The organism is Zobellella denitrificans (assembly GCF_002407485.1).
GTDB lineage: Bacteria > Pseudomonadota > Gammaproteobacteria > Enterobacterales > Aeromonadaceae > Oceanimonas > Oceanimonas denitrificans.
Map to the genome: position 1 here is coordinate 3,999,457 of NZ_CP012621.1, position 19,215 is coordinate 4,018,671.

20 protein-coding genes are annotated in these 19,215 nt (G+C 66.2%); 5 read left to right on the forward strand and 15 right to left on the reverse strand.

Features of this window, described 5'->3' with window-relative positions; genetic code table 11:
• Window positions 1-49: 49 nt before the first annotated feature.
• The 3 genes from AN401_RS18890 to AN401_RS18900 are packed head-to-tail and all read right to left on the reverse strand — an operon-like array spanning window position 50 to window position 3,580.
• Window positions 50-757 carry a sulfite exporter TauE/SafE family protein gene (locus AN401_RS18890; protein ID WP_094041193.1) on the reverse strand — a complete coding sequence of 236 codons (708 nt, stop codon included), beginning with the start codon at window positions 755-757 and terminating at the stop codon, window positions 50-52.
• Complete coding sequence (locus AN401_RS18895; RefSeq protein WP_096780191.1) at window positions 754-2,172, reverse strand: amidohydrolase family protein; 1,419 nt, start codon at window positions 2,170-2,172, stop codon at window positions 754-756. Before AN401_RS18895 ends, AN401_RS18890 begins: the two co-directional genes overlap by 4 nt.
• A 49-nt stretch (window positions 2,173-2,221) precedes the next feature.
• A complete protein-coding gene (locus AN401_RS18900; protein WP_094041196.1) occupies window positions 2,222-3,580 on the reverse strand; it encodes a uracil-xanthine permease family protein in 1,359 nt (452 codons plus the stop codon).
• Between the two features lie 340 nt (window positions 3,581-3,920).
• Here AN401_RS18900 and AN401_RS18905 point away from each other — a divergent pair, with 340 nt between their 5' ends.
• Window positions 3,921-4,955 (forward strand): LacI family DNA-binding transcriptional regulator, encoded by a 1,035-nt coding sequence (locus AN401_RS18905; RefSeq protein WP_096780192.1) that lies wholly within the window; start codon window positions 3,921-3,923, stop codon window positions 4,953-4,955.
• Window positions 4,956-5,045: 90 nt separating this feature from the next.
• A complete protein-coding gene (locus AN401_RS18910; protein WP_096780193.1) occupies window positions 5,046-6,971 on the forward strand; it encodes a S8 family serine peptidase in 1,926 nt (641 codons plus the stop codon).
• Between the two features lie 52 nt (window positions 6,972-7,023).
• Here the strand turns inward: AN401_RS18910 and hemN are convergent, their stop codons facing one another.
• From hemN to AN401_RS18935, 5 genes are read right to left on the reverse strand one after another with little or no spacing between them, the layout of a single operon-like run.
• Window positions 7,024-8,394, reverse strand: coding sequence for an oxygen-independent coproporphyrinogen III oxidase (hemN, locus tag AN401_RS18915; RefSeq protein ID WP_096780194.1), 1,371 nt, complete (start codon window positions 8,392-8,394; stop codon window positions 7,024-7,026).
• A gap of 15 nt (window positions 8,395-8,409) precedes the next feature.
• Window positions 8,410-8,853, reverse strand: coding sequence for a DUF2489 domain-containing protein (locus tag AN401_RS18920; RefSeq protein ID WP_176442030.1), 444 nt, complete (start codon window positions 8,851-8,853; stop codon window positions 8,410-8,412).
• Window positions 8,854-8,864: 11 nt separating this feature from the next.
• Window positions 8,865-9,401: a Der GTPase-activating protein YihI gene (gene yihI / locus AN401_RS18925; protein ID WP_096780195.1), complete on the reverse strand. Its 537-nt coding sequence runs from the start codon at window positions 9,399-9,401 to the stop codon at window positions 8,865-8,867.
• Entirely contained in the window at window positions 9,398-10,060 is a 663-nt protein-coding gene (locus tag AN401_RS18930; protein WP_096780196.1) for a class I SAM-dependent methyltransferase, read from the reverse strand. The genes yihI and AN401_RS18930 overlap by 4 nt, the downstream gene beginning before the upstream one ends.
• A gap of 50 nt (window positions 10,061-10,110) precedes the next feature.
• Complete coding sequence (locus AN401_RS18935) at window positions 10,111-10,728, reverse strand: c-type cytochrome (RefSeq protein ID WP_094039418.1); 618 nt, start codon at window positions 10,726-10,728, stop codon at window positions 10,111-10,113.
• 142 nt (window positions 10,729-10,870) lie between these two features.
• Here AN401_RS18935 and yihA point away from each other — a divergent pair, with 142 nt between their 5' ends.
• The 3 genes from yihA (at window position 10,871) to AN401_RS18950 (ending at window position 13,467) form a co-directional block, all read left to right on the forward strand.
• Window positions 10,871-11,521: a ribosome biogenesis GTP-binding protein YihA/YsxC gene (gene yihA, locus AN401_RS18940; RefSeq protein WP_094039419.1), complete on the forward strand. Its 651-nt coding sequence runs from the start codon at window positions 10,871-10,873 to the stop codon at window positions 11,519-11,521.
• On the forward strand, window positions 11,521-12,207 hold the full coding sequence (rsuA, locus tag AN401_RS18945) for a 16S rRNA pseudouridine(516) synthase RsuA (RefSeq protein ID WP_096780197.1): 687 nt from the start codon (window positions 11,521-11,523) through the stop codon (window positions 12,205-12,207). Before yihA ends, rsuA begins: the two co-directional genes overlap by 1 nt.
• A 105-nt stretch (window positions 12,208-12,312) precedes the next feature.
• The gene (locus AN401_RS18950; protein ID WP_096780198.1) at window positions 12,313-13,467 is read left to right on the forward strand and encodes an HDOD domain-containing protein; all 1,155 of its coding nucleotides are present in this window, start codon (window positions 12,313-12,315) and stop codon (window positions 13,465-13,467) included.
• A gap of 42 nt (window positions 13,468-13,509) precedes the next feature.
• Here the strand turns inward: AN401_RS18950 and mnhG are convergent, their stop codons facing one another.
• The 7 genes from mnhG to AN401_RS18985 are packed head-to-tail and all read right to left on the reverse strand — an operon-like array spanning window position 13,510 to window position 19,213.
• Entirely contained in the window at window positions 13,510-13,890 is a 381-nt protein-coding gene (gene mnhG, locus AN401_RS18955; protein WP_198401775.1) for a monovalent cation/H(+) antiporter subunit G, read from the reverse strand.
• Window positions 13,880-14,155, reverse strand: coding sequence for a monovalent cation/H+ antiporter complex subunit F (locus tag AN401_RS18960; protein WP_096780199.1), 276 nt, complete (start codon window positions 14,153-14,155; stop codon window positions 13,880-13,882). Before AN401_RS18960 ends, mnhG begins: the two co-directional genes overlap by 11 nt.
• 4 nt (window positions 14,156-14,159) lie before the next feature.
• Window positions 14,160-14,633, reverse strand: a complete 474-nt coding sequence (locus tag AN401_RS18965) for a Na+/H+ antiporter subunit E (protein ID WP_096780200.1) — start codon at window positions 14,631-14,633, stop codon at window positions 14,160-14,162.
• The gene (locus AN401_RS18970; RefSeq protein WP_096780201.1) at window positions 14,630-16,132 is read right to left on the reverse strand and encodes a Na+/H+ antiporter subunit D; all 1,503 of its coding nucleotides are present in this window, start codon (window positions 16,130-16,132) and stop codon (window positions 14,630-14,632) included. The genes AN401_RS18965 and AN401_RS18970 overlap by 4 nt, the downstream gene beginning before the upstream one ends.
• Window positions 16,129-16,476: a Na+/H+ antiporter subunit C gene (locus AN401_RS18975; protein ID WP_094039425.1), complete on the reverse strand. Its 348-nt coding sequence runs from the start codon at window positions 16,474-16,476 to the stop codon at window positions 16,129-16,131. The genes AN401_RS18970 and AN401_RS18975 overlap by 4 nt, the downstream gene beginning before the upstream one ends.
• On the reverse strand, window positions 16,476-16,919 hold the full coding sequence (locus AN401_RS18980; protein ID WP_096780202.1) for a Na+/H+ antiporter subunit B: 444 nt from the start codon (window positions 16,917-16,919) through the stop codon (window positions 16,476-16,478). Before AN401_RS18980 ends, AN401_RS18975 begins: the two co-directional genes overlap by 1 nt.
• On the reverse strand, window positions 16,916-19,213 hold the full coding sequence (locus tag AN401_RS18985; RefSeq protein WP_096780203.1) for a putative monovalent cation/H+ antiporter subunit A: 2,298 nt from the start codon (window positions 19,211-19,213) through the stop codon (window positions 16,916-16,918). The genes AN401_RS18980 and AN401_RS18985 overlap by 4 nt, the downstream gene beginning before the upstream one ends.
• Between the last annotated feature and the right edge of the window lie 2 nt (window positions 19,214-19,215).

A 19,215-nucleotide genomic window follows, 5' to 3' on the forward strand; every position in this document is an offset into this window, starting at 1 on the left:
CGACGCATCGGACCGCAAAGGCCTTGCCCGTCGGGCAAGGCCTTTCATCTTACTGCCACAGCACCAGGACGCCCGACACCAGGGCGAACACCAGCACGAACTGGCGCAGGAAACGGGCGTTGATGGTGCGGTGCACCAGCTGGCTCAGGATCAGCCCCGCCGCCAGCGCCGGCAACATCCAGCCCACCGGCAGCAGCAGTTCGGCCTGCAGCCGGCCGTCGAGCGCCAGCACCAGCAGCGAGACCAGCTCGCCGATCAGGAAACACAGGGCCACCGAGGCGCGCAGGGTCGCCACCGGCATATGCTGGTACACCAGGGCCAGGGGCGGCCCGCCGATGCCGGTGGCGGTTTCGGTGATGCCGGTGATCACCCCGGTGGACACGAAGGCCTTGCGCCCCGGCGCAAAGGCCGGCGCCAGCCAGCTGACCAGCACCGCCGCTATGGTGGACACCCCGATCAGGATGTTGAGCTGGTTCAGGGGCAGCACCACCAGCACCCAGAGCCCGCCGAAGGTGCCCAGCACCCGGCCCAGGGATATCCACTTGGTGCCCCGCAGATCGATGGCGTGGCGCTCCCGCCAGGCGATCAGGGCATTGAGCGGCAACATCAGCACCAGCAGGCTGATCGGCAGCAACGCCGGCGCCAGCAACCCCAGCACCGGCGCCACCACCAGGGCAAAGCCCATGCCGGTGGCGCCCTGGACAAAGGCACCCGCCGCCACCGCCAGGGCGACCCAGGCGAAAACATCCGGGCTCATGACGCGCGTCCGCCGGGGCCCGGGCGTTGCGCCTCCCACTGCCGCCGGTGCCGGCCCGAGTCGGGATGGATTTTCTGGATCGGCGCCCGCGCCACCACCGCCTTGGCGTGCTCGTCCACCTCCCGCATCAGGGCCCGGGCGTCCCAGTCCAGCGGCCAGCCCTGCCACAGCCGCAGGCGGCCGGCCACGAACACCCCCAGGATCTGATCCCGGTTGGCCAGCCGCACCAGCTCCCAGCACAGGTCCCAGGACGGCAGCAGTTCGGGCACCTCCAGATCCACCAGCAGGAAGTCGGCCGCCCGGCCGGGCGCGATCTCGCCGGTGTTCAGCCCCAGCACCCTGGCCCCGCCGCGGGTGCCCTGCTCCAGCCAGGGCCAGCCGCCGCCGCAGGAGGAATCCCCCACCGCCAGGCCGAAGGCGAAGCGCTGGGCCGCCTCGGCATAGTCCAGCAGCCGGAAACCGTCGCTGCGGGTGCCGTCGGTGCCCAGGCCGAGGCGGATCCCCAGGCTGTGCATCAGCTGGGCCTGGGCCACGGCGTTGCCCTTCCAGGCGCTGGCCACCGGGTTGTAGCTGACCGCGCTGTCGGAGTCGCGCAGCAGCATCAGCTCATCGGGCGTGAGCAGGGTGGCGTGGGCAAGCAGCGCCTGGGGCCCCAGGGCCCCGGCCCGGTGCAGGTGCTCCACCGGGCGCAGGCCGCGCTGCTCCAGGGAGCGCTCCACCGCCACCAGGTGTTCGTTGACGTGGGTCTGAAACAGGATGCCGGCCTCGGCGCAGAGCGCCGACACCCGGTGCAGCATGGCATCGGTGGCGATCTCCGGGATGGGAATCGCCAGCGAGGGGGTCACTAGCGGCTGGCCCTGCCAGCCGGCGATATGTTGCTCGGCCCGCGCCAGTATGGGCCCCGGCGCCAGTTCCTCGCTGCCGCGTTTGTCGTTGCACACCAGCCCCAGCACGCAGCGCAGTCCCGCCTCGGTGGTGGCGCGGGCGATGGCGTCCAGCCCCTCGCTGGCCCGGGTGCCGGCGTCGCAGACGGTGGTGAAGCCGCCGCGCAGGGCCTCCAGCGCCGCCAGCTTGGCGGTCAGGTAGAGGATGTCCGGGCTCAGGCCGGATTCCATGGGCACCCACAACCGGCGGAAGATCTCCGACGGCTCGCCGAACACCAGCGCCTTGCCGAAGGCCTGGGTCAGGTGGTGGTGGGTATCGACGAAGCCGGGCATGATCAGCTTGCCGGGCAGGGCGGTCACCGCCAGCTCCGGGTGGGCCGCCTGCAGCTCGGCCAGGGGGCCGACGGCGCCGAAGCGCTCGCCGTCCAGCAGGATGGCATGCTCCCGCACCGGTCCGTCCGCCAGCAACAGCCAGTCGGGCGCCAGCAGGCAGCGTTGTTCGAACTGGGAGGGATTGAGTTGCGTCTTCATGATGGTCCTTTTATTGGCAGGGGCAGGCCGCGGGGCCTGCCCGGGTAGATCAGCGGCTCTGCAGCCGGGAGTGGTCTTCGGCCGCGGCGACCGGTGCCGGCCCCTTGCCCAGGTAGTGGAACAGGGCGTTCATCAGGGCGGCGGTGATGGCGCCCATGGCGACGCCGTTGCCCAGCAGGGAGGCCAGCCCGGAGGGGAACTGGCTGTAGACGCCGGGCACCAGTATCGGAAACAGGCCCACCGCCAGCGCCACCGACACCACGTACATGTTGGCGTGCTGGCGCAGATCGACCCGCCGCAGCATGTCGATGCCCATGGTGCCGACGATGGCGAACACCACCAGGCCGGTACCGCCGACCACCGCCTCGGGCACGCCGTGGATCACCCGCGCCAGGGGCGCGAGCAGGGCGAACAGGATCAGCATCAGGCCGGAGACCAGGGTGACGTAGCGGGAGCGGATGCCGGTGGCCCGCACCACGCCGATGTTCTCGCCGCTGGTGATGATCAGCGAAGTGCCGAACAGGCCGCCGAGCAGGGACACGGCGGCGTCGCCGCGGATGGTCTTGGCCACGTCGTTCTCCGGGTCCAGCTTCTTGTCCACCACCTCGCCGATGGCGATGGTCTGGCCGGTGGCCTCCACCATGGAGATGATGCAGAAGATCATCAGCGGCAGCGAGGCCAGCAGATCGAACTTGGGCATGCCGAAGGGCAGCAGCGACGGCAGGCTGAACAGGGGAAACAACGACAGGTGCTCGGCATGGAAGGCGCCGAACAGCACCGCCACCAGGGTGCCGCCCAGCAGGCCCAGCAGTATCGCCAACTGGCCCATCATGCCGCTCAGCACCCGGGCGAACAGCACGGTGAAGCCGATGGTGGCGAAGGCCAGCAGCAGGTTGAGCGGGGCGGCGAAGCCCTCGGTGCCGGGCTTGCCGACGATCAGGAAGCCCGAGATCTTCACCAGGTTGATGGCCACCAGCAACAGCATGGTGCCCACCACCACCGAGGGGAAGAAGCGCAAAAACTTCTTGAACACGGGCAACACCAGGAAATAGAACAGCGCCGTCAGGATCACCGCCCCCGAGGCGGTGGCCACGTCGGTCTGCTGGGCGATGAGGATGAACAGCACTATGGGCGCGCCGCCCGGCAGCATGATGAACGGCAGCCGGGCGCCGAAGCCGCGCCAGCCGATGGACTGCAGCAGGGTGCCGATACCGCAGATGATAAAAGTGGCGCTCAGCAGGTTGATGGTCAGCTCCGGGGGAAAGCCCAGCGCCGTGGCCATCAGGAACACCGAGGCGATGGGCGAGGCCGCCATCACCAATACATGCTGCAACCCGAACGCCAGCAGCGTCTTCAGGGGCAGCTTTTCGTCGACCGGGGCGGTGACGTCCTTGTGTACTTCCGACATGATCTTCTCCTTGCATCCATATGCCGCCGGCAGCGGACACCGGCGGCTCCTTGAGCCCACCACCCAAATCGATTTGGGTGGTGGGTGAAAAACAACCCGTCGCCATGATGTCCGGCGCGGGTTCCCCATCTCTCGCCAACGTTTCCAGAGATGAATCGATTTGGTCGCTCAATCGACCAACCCAAATCGATTTGGTTAAAAGTTATGCCAGGTCCAGCTCCCTGTCAAGCCGGTTTTTTCGCCAGGCCGGCCGAGACCGGGCCGGCACCCGAATCGATTTGGTCCCGGCCGGGGCCGGGGGTATACTCGACGGCATACGCGATCAGCCCGCAGAGACCCCATGAGTTCAGCCAAGCACGGCGGCCCGCGCCGCCTCACCATCGCCGATGTCGCCGAGGCGGCGGGCGTGTCCCGCACCACCGTCTCCCACGCCCTCAACGACCGGGGGCAGGTGGATCCCCAGACCCGGGCCCGGGTCAAGGAAGTGGCCCGACTGCTGGGCTACAGCCCCAACCTGCGGGCCCAGCGCCTGCGCACCGGCCGCACCAACTCCATCGCCCTGCTCTCCTCCATGCCCTTCGCGGTGGCCGGCGGCCCTTCCCGCCTGGGCTTTATGATGGAGATCGCCGCCACCGCGGCGGAAGCGGCACTGAAGCAGGGCCTGGCCCTGGTGCTGGTACCGCCGCTGGCGGAAGCCAGGGGGCTGCTGGACGAGCTGGACGTGGACGGCGCCATCATCATCGAGCCGGTGGCCCAGGATCCCCAGGTCACCCAGCTGCGGCGGCGCGGCATCACGGTGGTGTCCATCGGCCGCCAGCCGGAGGCGGATCCCCCCCTGCCCTACGTGGACCTGCAGGCCGGGGCCACCGGCCGGCTGTTGCTGGAACACCTGGCGGCCCAGGGGGCCCGCCACATCGCCCTGCTGATCGGCCAGCAGCGGCGCCACTCCTACGTGGACGTGGAGCAGGCCTACCGCGACTTCACCGCTGCCCGCGGCCTGCCCTGCCTGATCGCCAAGGCCGAGGAAGCCGGCGGCGAAGAGGCCGGCGCCGAGGCCTGCCGCCGGCTGCTGGCCGAACACCCGGCGCTGGACGCCATCTGCGCCCCGGTGGATGCCTTCGCCGTGGGCGCCATCCGGGCGCTGCAGCAGGCCGGCCGCCGGGTGCCGGAAGAGGTGAAGGTGGTGACCCGCTACGATGGCCTGCGGGCGCAGAAATGCCAGCCGCCGCTGACCGCGGTCAACCTGCACCTGGAAGAAGTGTCGGCCCGGGCCATATCCCTGCTGCTGGCGCACATCAACGGCAAGGCGGCCCCGGATATCGTCCGTGGCCCCACCCCGGAGCTGATCGTCAGGGCCTCGTCCAGTCGTTCTTGAGGTTATTTTTTAGCCAGCCGCCGAAGCTTCCGCCCCGGGAGGACTAACCTTAACGGTACCCCCATCCAGCGGGTACTAAGGAAGGTTCAGATGTTAAGGATACTTTTAGTCACCCTGGCCGGGCTCTTGCCTGCCACTGTCACCGCCGCCGCGGTCCCGGAGCCCGCCCAGGCCAGGCCACTCAGCACCCTCGCTCCCGATCGCATCCTGGTCAGGTTCGCGCCCGGCACGGCGGCGGCCGACGCCGCCCTGGTGCACCAACGGCTGGGCGGCCGGCCACTGAAGACCATTCCCGGCATAGACGTGACCCTGGTCGCGGTGCCCGCCGGCTCGGTGCCCGCCATGGTCGCCGGCTATGCCGCCAACCCCAATGTGCAGTACGCCGAGCCCGATTATCACCGGCTGCTGGTGATCCCGAACGAGGAAGAGGGCCCCACCCCGGCCGGCGGTGGCAACTATTTCGAGGAGCAGTGGTACCTGCACAACACCGGCCAGGCCCATAGCTATGTGCATCGCACCCCCTTCGGCGCCGAGCTGAGAACGACCTGGGGCACCGCCGACGCCGACATCGACGCCCCCGAGGCCTGGGATCGGCTGGGCGACCTCCTCGGGCAGCCCACCGCCGCCATGCCGGCGGTGGCGGTGCTGGACAGCGGCGCCGACTGCAACACCCTGGAACTGCAGGGCAAGTGCCTGCACAAGGAAGACGTGGTGCAGGCCGCCGAACTGTGGGGCTGCACCGACAGCACCGCCTGCGATAGCCTGGGACACGGCACCTTTGTCGCCTCGGAGATCGGTGCCAACACCGACAACGGCGAAGGCATCGCCGGTGCCGGCTGGAACGTCGGCCTGGGCATCTTCAAGGCCTGCTACCAGGAGCTGGTCACCGACGGCCTGAGCTACTTCTTTGTCGGCCTCTGTCCGGTGTCGGCCTCGGCCGAGGCCATCACCAGGGCCGCCGACCTGGGCTACCGGGTGATCAACATGAGCTACGGCAGCGACATGATCGACAGTGCCGGCGTCATCACCCCCACCGACGCCTCCAACGCCGAGTGCGATGCCGTTGAATATGCCTGGAACAAGGGGGTGGTGCTGGTGGCCGGAGCCGGCAACAACGGCGACAGCGAGAAGATGTACCCCGCCGCCTGCGCCCGTGACGACGGCGCATCCCTGGTGATGGCGGTGGCCGCCACCGACCATAATGACGACAGGGCTGCCTTCTCCACCTATGGTGACTGGGTCAGCCTGAGCGCGCCGGGCAAGGACATCATCGGCATACTGCCCGATGCCCACTGCGGCCTGCCCTCGGGCCAGGACAGCTGCGTCGACTGGTGGAGCGGCACCTCCATGGCCTCGCCCCTGGTGGCCGCCGGGGCGGCGCTGGTCTGGGCCGATCTCCATGCCCAGGGCATGGTTACCGAGGCCGAGGGCGCAGCCCCACTGTGCGGCGATATACCCTGCCAGCAACTGGTGCGCGCCAGGCTGGAACAAGGCGCCGACAAGAGCGGCGCCAAGGGACAGGACCTGCTGGGCTGGACCCGCCACGGCCGGCTCAACCTGGCCGGCGCCCTGGCCGCCGAGATCACCGAACCCGAACCGCCCGGCCCAGGTACCGATCAGCCGCCCCAGGCGACCTTCGGCTACAGCTGCAGGAAGCTGAGCTGCAGCTTCGATGCCAGCGCCAGCACCGACGACCACGGCATCGACCAATATCACTGGACTTTCGGCGATGGCACCACCCTCACCACCAACCAGCCGCTGACCAGCCATGACTATGGCGGCGCGGGCAGCTACCCCGTCACCCTGGTGGTCGAGGACACCGCCGGCCAGGCATCCGTTCCCGCCCTGGCCACGGTGAGCGTCAGCACCAGGGGCCCCGGCTCCAGCGGCGGCAGCGCCGATGGCGGCGGAGAGGGAGGCGGAGAGGGAGGCGGAGAGGGAGGCGGAGAGGGAGGCGGCGACAGCGGCGGCGAGACCAATTGCCCGCCGGCCAAGGCCGCCAAGGGCAAATGCTGATGATCAGGGACGGAACCGCCGTGACCGGGCGTCAACCCGGTCACGATCGGGCTCAGATCACCCGGGAGAACTGCTGCATCCGGGCCTGGCGGCGCAGGTGGACGTCGAAGCACATGCAGATGTTGCGGATCAGCAGCCGGCCCTTGGGCGCCACCCGGATGGCGTCCGGCTCCACCGTCACCAGGCCGTCGTCCACGAAGGTCTGCAGCAGCGCGATATCCTCGGCGAAGTAGTCGGCGAAGCGGATGCCGTACTCCCGCTCCAGGGGCGCGGCCTCCAGCTCGAAGTTGCAGATCAGGGTCTTGATCAGATCCCGGCGCAGCCGGTCGTCTTCATTCAGGGCGTAGCCCACCCTCTGGGCATGGCCCAGTTGATCGAGCTGGCCATAGTAGCGCTTGAGATCCTTGTGGTTCTGGGAATAGGCGTCGCCGATCATGCTGATGGCGGACACCCCCAGCCCCAGCAGGTCGCAGTCGCCCTGGGTGGTGTAACCCTGGAAGTTGCGGTGCAGCTCGCCCCGGCGCTGGGCCACCGCCAGGCTGTCGTCCGGCAGGGCGAAGTGGTCCATGCCGATAAACTGGTAGCCCTGGCCGGTAAGGTAGCCGATGGTGTCCTGCAGCATGGCCAGTTTCTGGGCGGGCCTGGGCATATCCGCCTCGTTCAGCTTGCGCTGGGCGGCGAAGCGGCTGGGCAGGTGGGCGTAGTTGAACACCGACAACCGGGCCGGCTTCATGGCCGCCACCTGCTCCAGGGTGTGGTGGAAGCTGGCCGGGGTCTGCAGCGGCAGGCCGTAGATCAGGTCCAGGTTGGTGGACTCGAAGCCGAGTTCGGCCGCGCGTTTGACCAGGGCCTTGATAAAGTCGTTGTCCTGCTCCCGGTTCACCACCTTCTGCACCGCCTTGTCGAAGTCCTGTACCCCCAGGCTGATGCGGTTGAAGCCTTCTTCCTTCAGTACCTCCAGCACCGACAGTTCGATTTCCCGCGGGTCGATCTCGATGCTGAACTCGCCCCGCTCGGCGAAGCGGAAATGGCGGCGCAGCAGGCCGTTCAGCCGGCGGATTTGCGGTTCGGTGAGAAAGGTGGGGGTGCCGCCGCCCCAGTGCAGCTGGGTCACGGTGCGGCCGGCGAACAGCGGCGCCAGGCGCTCGACTTCCCGCTCCAGGTAGTCCAGGTAGACGTCGGCCTTGCCCTGGTGGCGGGTGATCACCTTGTTGCAGCCGCAGTAGTAGCACAGCTTGTGGCAGAAGGGCACGTGCACGTAGAGCGACAGGGGTCGCTCGGGATAGCGCCCGGCGGCGGCCTCGAACTCGGCCATGCCGAAGGATTCGTTGAATTCCAGGGCCGTGGGGTAGGACGTGTACCTGGGCCCCGAATAGTTGTATTTCTCGATGAGGGACTGATCCCACTCGATGCTTGCTGACATTGCCTCCTCCCCGGGTCAGCGACCGGGCAGCTCCAGGCTGGCCAGCCGTTCGACCTCAATTTTTATCTGAGCCTCAAGCTCCTGTTCGAAACCGGCGCGCTGCAGATCCTGGCGCATGCGTTCGTTGCGCTTGAGCTGCTTGCGCGCCTCGTGGGTCGGCATCTCCTTGACCCTGTCATAGAGATCGTAGAGGCCGGGATAGTCCTGGGCAAAATCCTTCGGCCGGCTGAATTGCAGGGTGTTGAGCAGGTTGGTCAGGCGAATGGCCCCTTCCGACAGGTTGCACTGATCGTCGCGCACCGCCATGGCGATGGTCCGGATGCTGTCGAGAATGCGCTCGTTGCGCCGGTGGATGGCCTGTTCGCGCTTTTGCGTCTGCTGCTTCAGCCGGGCCAGCAGGATTCCCGCGTACACCGCCAGACCCACTATGATGACGCCGCCCAACAGGGCGGCCATCAGCCAGGGTGAGATCATGACTTATCTTCCTTATCCTGGTATTGCGCGGGATCAAGGTCCGCGTCCATAAAGCGGGTCCAGAGGTCCTCGCCTTCTTCCGGCTCCTCGTCCTCGTCGTCGAGCAGGCCGAGCTGCTCCAGCAGCTGCTGATGGCGGGCCAGGGTCTGATCCAGCCAGGCCGCGTCGTCCTTGCCCAATTTTTCGCCGGCATCGACCCGATCCAGCAGGGTGTTGAGCCGCTCGTTATTCTCCAGTTGCTCCAGTTCCTGCTCCGGAGTCAGGGCCTTGAGCTTGGCGACCTTGGCGACCGCCGCCGCCTTGGCCTCGTCCTTGATCAACGCCACCGGTTTTTTGGAGCCCAGGCGCGGATCCTTCTGCACCCTGGCGGCACCGCCGCCACCGGATTCACCGCTCTGATTGTGGCGGGAGCCGGGGGCCAGCCCCTTGCGCTTGGCCTTGCGCTTGCGCTCCCTGCTTTGCTCGGCATTTTCCCGACTTTCCTTGCGGGCACCGAGTTGACCCGGGGTGCGGGTCTTTTTCATACGTGTCATACAGACTCCGGTTTGTGCAGAAGTATCACATCGGCACCGATGAATTCGATGCCGAGCCCGTCCCGTGCCGCCAGCCAGAGAAAGGTGTCCCGGCTGAAAAAGCTGACATGGGTGGGATCCTGTTTGTAATGCCAGTTGGCGAAGGCCGCCTGGTCGCGGGCCAGCTTGGTCATCAGCCCCAGCCAGCCGCCGGGTGCGAGCATGGCCAGCAGTTGCCGCCATTCCCGCCCCGGTTGGTAAAAGTGCTCTATCGCCTCGGTACAGGTGACAAAGTCGTAACATTGCGCCAACCGCTCGGGATAATCCGCATAGTAGGGATCATAGGTGGTGGTGGCAAAGCCCGCCTCGTACAGCATGGCGGCCAGGGCCGGCCCCGGCCCGCAACCAAAGTCCAGCCCGGTGCTTCCGGGCCTGAGCCGCTCCACCAGGGGGGCGGCCAGCCGGCTCAGAAAGCGCCGGTAACCGGCATCGTCCACCCGGTTCTCATGCCGATCGTAGATGGCTTTTTCCGCCGCCGCGTCCAGCCGGTAGCCAGGCTCGACGAAGATCAGCCGGCAGCGTTCGCAGCGGGCATAACGGCGCTGTTTGTCCTCCCAGAAGGGAAAGGTATGGGGATGCTCACAGAGGGGGCAGGAAACGTCTTGCGACCGAACGGACATGCAGGAACCGGAAAAACCGGGGGGCACGGGCCCCCCTGGATGATAAGCGCTTAGCGCAGGCCCGCCACGTACTGGGACAGGACTTCGATGTCTGCGTCGGTCAGCTTCTTGGCGATGTCGCGCATCATGCCGTTGGGATCGTTGTCGCGCTCGCCGCTGCGGAAGGCTTGCAACTGGGCCTTGATGTAGGCCGGGTGCTGGCCGGACAGGCGCGGGAACTTGGCGGACTCCAGGCCCTCCCCGCGCGGGCTGTGGCAGGCGATGCAGGCGGTAATGCCGCGCTCCAGGTCGCCACCGCGGTACAGGGCCTCACCGGCCTCGATCACCTCTTCGGGGGTGGCGACCGGGGTAATGGCTTCGCTGGCGTAGTAGGCGGCCAGGTCGGCCATGTCCTGCTCGGACAGGCCCATCACCATGCCGGCCATGATGGCGTTGGCACGGCCCACACCACCGGTGGCGGCGGCCTTGAATTCAACCAGCTGCTTTTCCAGGTAGGAAGCGTGCTGACCGGCGATTTTAGGGTACATATCGGTCGGGCTGTTGCCATCGTTACCATGACAGGCCACACAGGTGGCGGCTTTGGCTTTGCCGGCTTCGGCATCGCCCTGGGCCTGCGCTGTGCCGACCACTCCGAGCATTAAGGCTAGCGTGAAAACAATTTTTTTCATGACGTTCCGACTTCTCGTTGTAAGAGCTTCCAGATCACATACCGGCGAGGGCATGTTACAATGCGACTTAAAAAACGGCACCATTCTACACGATTTTGCGAGAAAGTAAGCAAGGCGGGTTCAGAACCCCGGGGATTTCATATTGGATAACAAGCAGATAAATTTTAATACCGCCCGCTTTATTACCAGCGCGCCCAACATCAACCAGATGCCGGCCGACACCGGCGTAGAGATAGCCTTTGCCGGTCGCTCCAACGCCGGCAAATCGTCCGCCCTCAACACCATCACCCAGCAGAAAAGCCTGGCACGGACCAGTAAAACCCCGGGCCGCACCCAGCTGATCAACGTGTTCGAGCTGAGCGAAGGCAAGCGGCTGATCGACCTGCCCGGCTACGGCTACGCCAAGGTGCCGGAAGAGATGAAGCTGAAGTGGCAGGCGGCGCTGTCGGAATACCTGCAGAAAAGGGACAGCCTCAAGGGCCTGGTGGTGCTGATGGACATCCGCCATCCGCTGAAGGACATCGACCAGCAGCTGCTGCAGTGGGCCAGCGATTGCGAGCTGCCGGTGCTGGCGTTGCTGACCAAGTGCGACAAGCTCAAGTCCGGCGCCCGCAAGGCGGAAGTACTCAAGGTGCGCGAAGCCGTGGCCATCTTCGGTGGCGATATCCGGGTGGAAGCCTTCAGCTCCCTCAAGGGCACCGGCCTCGACCAGGCCAGGGCCATCCTCAGCGAATGGCTGCTGCAGGGCGAAGTGGCGGCCGAACCCGTCACCGATAAAGGTGACCAAGCCTGATGCGCCTCGATCGTTTCCTGTGCGAGAGCACCGGCCTGACCCGCTCCCTGGCCAAGAAGGCCCTGCACCGGGGCGAAGTCACGGTGGATGGCATCATCGTCAAAAAAGGCGATCTGCATGTCCAGGAGCAGGAGGTTCGCCTGGAAGGCCGCCTGCTGCGCCTGCGCCCACCCCGCTATATCCTGCTGCACAAGCCCAAGGGCTATATCAGCGCCGCCCGGGATGAAGACCACCCCAGCGTGCTGACCCTGCTGCCGACCGAACTGCGTGACGGCCTGCAGTACGCCGGCCGGCTGGATCTGGACACCACCGGGCTGCTGCTGCTCACCGACGACGGCCAGTGGTCCCACCGGATCCGCTCGCCGAAAAAGGCCTGCGGCAAGACTTATCGGGTCGAGCTGGCCGAGCCCCTGGCCGGGGACGCCGCCGCCCGCTTCCAGGAAGGCGTGCAACTGCACGGCGAACCCAAACCCACCCTGCCCGCCACCCTGGAAGTACTCGCCCCCACCCGGGTGCTGCTGACCATACAGGAAGGCAAATACCACCAGGTAAAGCGCATGTTTGCCGCACTCAACAACAGGGTGGTGGGCCTGCACCGGCTGCAGGTCGGCACCATCCGTCTGGACGACAACCTGGCGGAAGGCGAATGGCGCCACCTGACCGAGGAAGAAATCGCCTCGGTGTGAGGCGAGGGGGCGGGCAACCGCCCTTGCGACCTTGGAGGTATGGCACCATCTCCCACCGGGCAATAGACTGAGCCCGACCGGCGCTGCATATTACGGCGAACCCGAATGAACGTACTGATCCTTGAACACCATGCCCCCACGGCGGAGCTGCTGGAAACCGTGGTCATGGGGCTGGCACCGGGCCTCGGGGTGCAGCTCTGCGGCACCATCGCAGAGGCCGTCCAGGCCTGGCACCGTTATTCCCCGGCCCTGGTGATCAGCGAATGGAGCCTGCCCGACGGCCCGGGACTGACCCTGGTCCGCCGCATCCGCACCCAGGACAAGCACCTGCCCATACTGATGATCAGCGCCCGTTCCGACAAGGAAACGGTGCTCGCCGCCGCCCGCCTCGGCATCAACGGCTTTATCGCCAAGCCCTTCGACGTGGCCCTGCTGCACCAGCGGCTACAGCCCTTGCTGAAGACGGAAGCCCCCTCCGGCCGCGCCGTCCCGCCGTCCCTCGACCGCCACCTGGCCGAGGCGGCAGAGGGCACCATACGACTACCCACGGATCTGGAGCAGGAGGACGTTCTGGCCCTGATGGAACGGCGCCAGGAGCTGTCTCCGGCCGAGCTGGCCCGGCACTGGCGAGGCCAGGCCACGCTCTCGGCCAGGCTGCTGGATATCGCCAACAGCGCCTCCCTGGGCCGGGCCGGCAAGCCCATCGACAAGCTGGAGGCCGCCATCGCCGCCATGGGCGTGGAGATGGCGCTCAGCCAGGCCTTCGCCCTGTCCCTGGACATTTCCCGCTCCCTCACCGATCCCCGCCTGGCCGAACGCGCCGGCTTTTATCTGCAGCAGGCCGAGCAGGTGGCCGCCATCGCCCGGGCCATGGCGATCAGCCTGGGGCTGGAGGGCGGCGCCTTCCATACGGCGGGGTTGCTGAGCCGGGTGGGCGAACTGGGTGTGATCCGCACCCTGCAGGATTTTATCCGGCAGGGGGGCACGCTATCGGAGCAACAGATAGAAGACAGCCTGGGCCGCTGGGCCGCCGATTACGGCAACAGGGTCAAGATACAATGGCGTCTGCCCCTGCCCCTGCGCGAACTGATCGGCGCCGTCCATCTGCTGAAGAAAAACAGCACAGACCGGGGCCCCCTGCTGATGTACCTGGCGGCCATGACGGTAGCGGGGCAACAGCAGCAGGATGAAGTCCGGCGCCTGATGCGGCGGGTAGGACTGGAGCCGGAGCGCTGGCAGCGCCCGCCCCTCCACCCCTGAGATAAAGCAACAGGGGAGGCATTCCGCCTCCCCTGCCCTTGTTCAGTCTTCTTCCCGCTTGCGCGAAGAGCTGCCGAGCTGGTGGGTCTTGAGATCGTAGCGTTCCTTGATCACGTCCTTCACCGTGCCCTCCCACAGCTTGATGCCCACGAAATAACCGGCCCGGGCCATCACATGGGCGGCGATGGGCGCGGTCATGATCACGAACACCACCACCGCCAGGGCCCGCACCACCACGCTGGTATCGGCAAAAAAGAACACCGCAAAACCCACCGCCATCAGGCCGGCGCCCAGGGCGCCGGCCTTGCTGGTGGCGTGCATCCGGGTCAGCAGATCCGGCATGCGGATGATGCCGATGCCGGCCAGCAGCATCAGAAAGGAGCCCAGCAGCATCAGCAGGCCGGTAACGAGTTCAGTCATCATCGCGATGGCCTCCCCGCTCCAGGTAACGGGCAAAGCCCACCGCCGCCATAAAGGAGGTCAGCGCCAGTACGATGGCCACGTCGATAAACTGCGGCGTGTCGTAGGCCACGCTGTACAGCAGGATGTAGCCCACGGTCATGGAGGCGATCACTTCCAGCGCCACCACCCGGTCCGGCAGGGTTGGGCCGATCAGCAGCCGCACCGCCGCCAGCACCAGCCCCAGGCTCAAAAACAGGAAAGACAATAAGATAGCAAGGTCAAACATAGGCTTATCCCAGCAAGTCGATAACACGGGCCTCCAGGGCCTTGAATTCCGCCAGCTGGCGGGCCTCGTCGTCCAGGTACATCAGGTGCACATAGAGCACCCGCCGGTCGCTGGACACGTCCAGCGCCAATGAGCCCGGGGTGGCGGTGATCAGGTTGGCGAACATGGTGATGGCGCCGTCGTCCTTTACATCCAGGGGAATGGCGATCACCCCCGGCCGCATCAGGTGGGTGGGCGTGAGCACGTCGTAGGCCACCCGGGCGTTGGCCTTGATCAGATCCCAGATGAAAAACAGGATAAAGCCGACTATCTTGGGCAGCTTGCCGAAGTAGCGGGCAAACATGGGCTTGTCCCGCGCCACATAGGCCAGCACCAGGTAGCTCAGCAGCATGCCTACCACCAGGTTGCTGATGGTATAGGTGCCGGAGAGGATGACCCAGGCCAGGGCCAGCAGCATATTCCAACCAAAGGCTCTCATTGGCTACCCCCCAGTACCGCTTCAATATACAGCTCCGGCGACAGCAGCTGCGCCGCCGTGTCCATCGCCAGTTGCACGAACCACTCGGCCCCGAAACCGATGACCAGGGTGATCAGCGCCAGGCCCACCACCGGCAGATACAACAAGTATCGGTGCGGATCGCCGCCGCCGCGCAGGGGTTTGGCATCCTCCGGCAATGGCTTCCAGAACGCCTCGGCCCAAATTTTGATCATCGAGTACAGGGTCAGCAAGCCCACCACCAGGGCGATGGCGACCATAAACCAGGACTCGGCCAGCACGCCCGCCTTGATCACCGTATATTTGGCGAAAAATCCGGACAGGGGCGGCAGCCCCGCCAGGGACATGGCCGGGATCAGGAACAGCAGCGCCAGCCAGGGCGCGGAGCGGTAGAGCCCGCCCAGCCTGGCCAGATCGTAACTGCCATGGTAGCGGTACATGACGCCGCTGATCAGGAACAGGTTGGTCTTCACTATGATGTGGTGGAAGATGTAGAAGACACCGCCGGCGATGGCCAGGGGGGTGAACAGCGCCAGCCCCACCAGCATGTAGCCTATCTGGCTGACGATATGGAAAGAAAGGATGCGGCGCACCTCGAACTGGGCCGCCGCCCCCAGTACCCCGGTGAGCATGGTGAAAATGCCCATCCACATCAGTACCGTATGGTGGGTGAAGTCCAGATCCTGCACGAAGATCAGGCTGAACACCCGGTACAGGGCATAGACCCCCACCTTGGTGAGCAGGCCGGCGAACACCGCCGAAATCGCCACCGGCGGCGTGTGGTAGGACGCCGGCAGCCAGAAGAACAGCGGAAAGGCCGCCGCCTTGATGCCGAAGGCCACCAGGAACAGCATGGCGATCACCGTCACCAGGCCGGGCTGGCTGCCGTTGGCCAGGCGCACCGCCAGATCCGCCATGTTGAGGGTGCCGGCGTAGCCGTACAACAGGCCCACGGCGGTAAGGAACAGCGCCGAGGAGATCAGGTTGAGGGTCACGTACTTGAGCGCCCCTTCCATCTGGGAACGTTCGCCCCCCAGGATCAACAGGCCGAAGGAGGCCACCAGCATGATCTCGAACCAGACGTAGAGGTTGAAGATGTCGCCGGTGAGGAAGGCGCCCACCACCCCGCACAGCATCAGGTGCAGCAGCGGGTAGTAGCCGAAGGCCTCGTGGTTGCGGCTCATGGTGGCGAGCGAATAGACCGCCACCGCCAGGCCGATGACGCCGGCCACCAACACCATGATGGCACTGAGCAGATCCGCCACCAGGGTGATGCCGTAGGGGGCTGGCCAGGCGCCCATGGTGCTGACCAGTATGCCTTTTTCCTGCACCTGCAGCAGCAGGTGCAGGCCGGCCAACAGCAGGCCGGCGCCGGAGAAGACCGAGATCCAGCGCTGCACCAGCCGCCAGCGCCAGCAAATCAGGGTCAGGGCCCCGGCCAGCATGGGGATGAGGATGGGAATGATGACTTCTGCTTTCACGAATCTGTGCTCTTCATCTCGTTCATGTCATCGGCGCCTATGACTTCATAGGCCCGGTGGATCAGTACTACCGCAAAGGCCAGCACCCCGAAGCTGATGACGATGGCCGTCAGGATCAGCGCCTGGGGCAGCGGGTCGGCGATGGGCCCGACCGGATGGTAGAGGCCTTCCGGGATCAGGGGCGGCGCGCCCCGCACCAGGCCGCCACCGGTGAAAATCAGCAGGTTGGCGGCGTTGGAGAGGATCATCAGGCCGATCACCAGCTTGACGATGCTGCGCCGCAGCATCATAAACAGGGCGGTGGCGTAGAGGCCACCGATCACAAAGGCAAACAGGTTTTCCATTATTCCTCCACTTTGGCCAGCGACAGCAATATGGTCGACACCACCCCGATCACCACCAGGTAGACGCCCACATCGAACAGCAGCGGCGTGCTCAACTTGAGCTCGCCGATGCCCGGCACATACAGGGTCCACCACTGGCTGGTGAGAAAGGGTTGGCCGTGCAGCACCATGCCGATAATGCCGCTCAACAGCGCCAGCAGCAGGCCCAGGCCCATCAGCAGCTGGGTTTCCACCTTCAGCAGCCGCTTGGTGCTGCTGGCATCGAAGGCGAACAGGTACAGGGCGAAGGCGCTGGACGCCACCAGGCCGGCGATAAAACCGCCGCCCGGCTCGTTATGGCCGCGCAACAGCAGGAACACCGAAAACAGCAGCAACAGCGGCACCAGGAAACGGGTGGCGGTCTGCAGGATAAGCGAGGCGTCCGATCTCAGTTCGGTTTTCATCTCTGGTCCTCCCAGCGGAAGCGGATCATGGCGTTCACCCCGATGGCCGCCAGCGCCAGCACGAAGATCTCGCCCAGGGTGTCCAGGGCCCGGAAGTCCACCAGGATGACGTTGACGATATTGCGGCCGTGGGCCTCGGGGTAACTGGCGGCAATCAGGTAGTCGCTGATCCCTCCCCCCAGGGACGACTGGTTGACGGTGAGCACCATCATGGCCACCAGTATGCCGAAGGCCCCCGCCACAGAGGCGTCGCGCAGACGCACCCGCACGCTGGACAGGCCCTGGAAACCGGGCAGGCGGAACAGCACCAGCACCAGCAGGATCACGGTCAGGGTTTCAATCAACACCTGGGTGATGGCCAGATCCGGCGCGCTGAAGAACACGTAGATCATCGCCATGGCGAAGCCCAGCACCCCCACCGCCGCCACCGCGCCCAGGCGCAGCCGGGTGGCGCTGGCGTACACCACGGCCCCCAGCATCAGCAGGCTGATGATGACCTCGTAGAAACGCACCCCCTCGAACGACAGCTCGTAGACGAAGGCATCCCGGCTCCAGAAGGCGTAGGCCAGCAGGGCTATGGTGGTGAGCAGTATGGTCAGGATGTAGTTGGTCATGTAGCCGTTCTGCAGCACCCGGGTCTGCCACCTGGCCAACCGCACCAGGCCGTCCATCATCTTGTCGTAGCCCCGCTCCGGGCCATAGCCCGGCAGCGCCGCCAGGGCGGCCAGCCGCGCGCGCAGGGTCGCCCACTGACGGAACAGCAGGGCACCGACGATGAGGGCGGTGAGGCTCAGCAGCAGCGGCAGGTTGATGCCGTGCCACAGGGCCAGCTCCAGATCGGGCACGGGCGCGCCGGTCACGGCGGACACCGCCGCCCGCAGCAGGGGCTCGGCGAGGAACGGCAGCAGCCCCAGCAGCAGGCCGAGAGAGGCCAGCACGCTGAAGCCCAGGCGCATCGCCAGGGGCGCCTCATGGGGCTTTTTCGGCGTCGGCTTGAGGGCGCCGAAGAAGGGCCTCACTGCCACCAGACCGGTGGCCGCCACTATGCAGACGGCGGTGATCAGCGCCAGGCCGGCCAACAGGCCGGACAGCACCGGCGCCCCCAGGGCCGCCTCGAACATCAGCTCCTTGGCGATAAAGCCGAACAGGGGCGGAATGCCCGCCAGGGCCAGGGCCGCCACCCAGGTGAAGGCGGCAGTCCAGGGCATCAGGCCACGCAGGCCGCCCAGTTCACGCACGTCCTTGGTGCCGGTTTCATGATCGATGGTGCCGGCCGCCATAAACAGCGCCCCCTTGTACAGGGCGTGGGCCAGCAGGAACACCATGGCCGCCTTGAGCGCATAGGGAGTACCGATGCCGATCAGCATGGTCAGGGTACCCAGGGCCATGACGGTGGAATAGGCCAGGATGCGCTTGAGATCGGTGCTGCACACCGCCATCACCGCCCCCACCGTCATGGTGACGCCGCCGAACAGGGACAGGGCGTAGAGCCAGGCCTCGCTGCCGGCCATGGTCGGTTGCAGCCGGGCCATCAGGTAGACCCCGGCCTTGACCATGGTGGCCGAGTGCAGGTAGGCGCTGACCGGGGTCGGCGCCGCCATGGCGTTGGGCAGCCAGAAATGGAAGGGGGTTTGGGCCGACTTGGTGAAGGTGCCCGCCAGGATGAGGATCATCATCAGCAGGAACAGGGGGTGGCTCTGCAGCACATCGCCCTGGGTCAGCAGTTCGTGGAGCTCGAAGCTGCCGCCCAGGTAGCCCAGCATGATCAGGCCGGTCATCAGTGCCAGGCCGCCGCCCACGGTGATGAAGAGCCCCTGCAAGGCCGCCTTGCGCGCCTTCTCCTGCTCGTGGTTGAAGCCGATCAGCAGGTAGGAGGTGATGCTGGTCAGCTCCCAGAACACGAACAGGGAAATCAGGTTGTTGGACAGCACCAGGCCGAGCATGGAGGCCATAAAGGCCAGCAGGTACATCAGCAGCTTGTGGATGTCCTTGTGGCCCTCGAGGTAGCTGCCGGCGTAGATCAGGATAAAGGTGCCGATGCCGGTGATCAGCAGGGCGAACATCAGGCTCAGGCCATCCACCAGGAAGTTGAGGCTGATATCCAGGCTGGGGATCCAGGGGTAGGCGATCAGCACCGCCTCGCCGTCGGTCACCTCGGGCCAGAAGCCGATGAAATATCCGAATAGCGTGGCCGGCAACAGGGCCAGTACCCAGCCGATGCGACGACCGGCGATGGGTGTCAGGCTGGGGACCAGGGCGGCCAGGATAAAACCCGCTATAACTGCAACAAGCATAG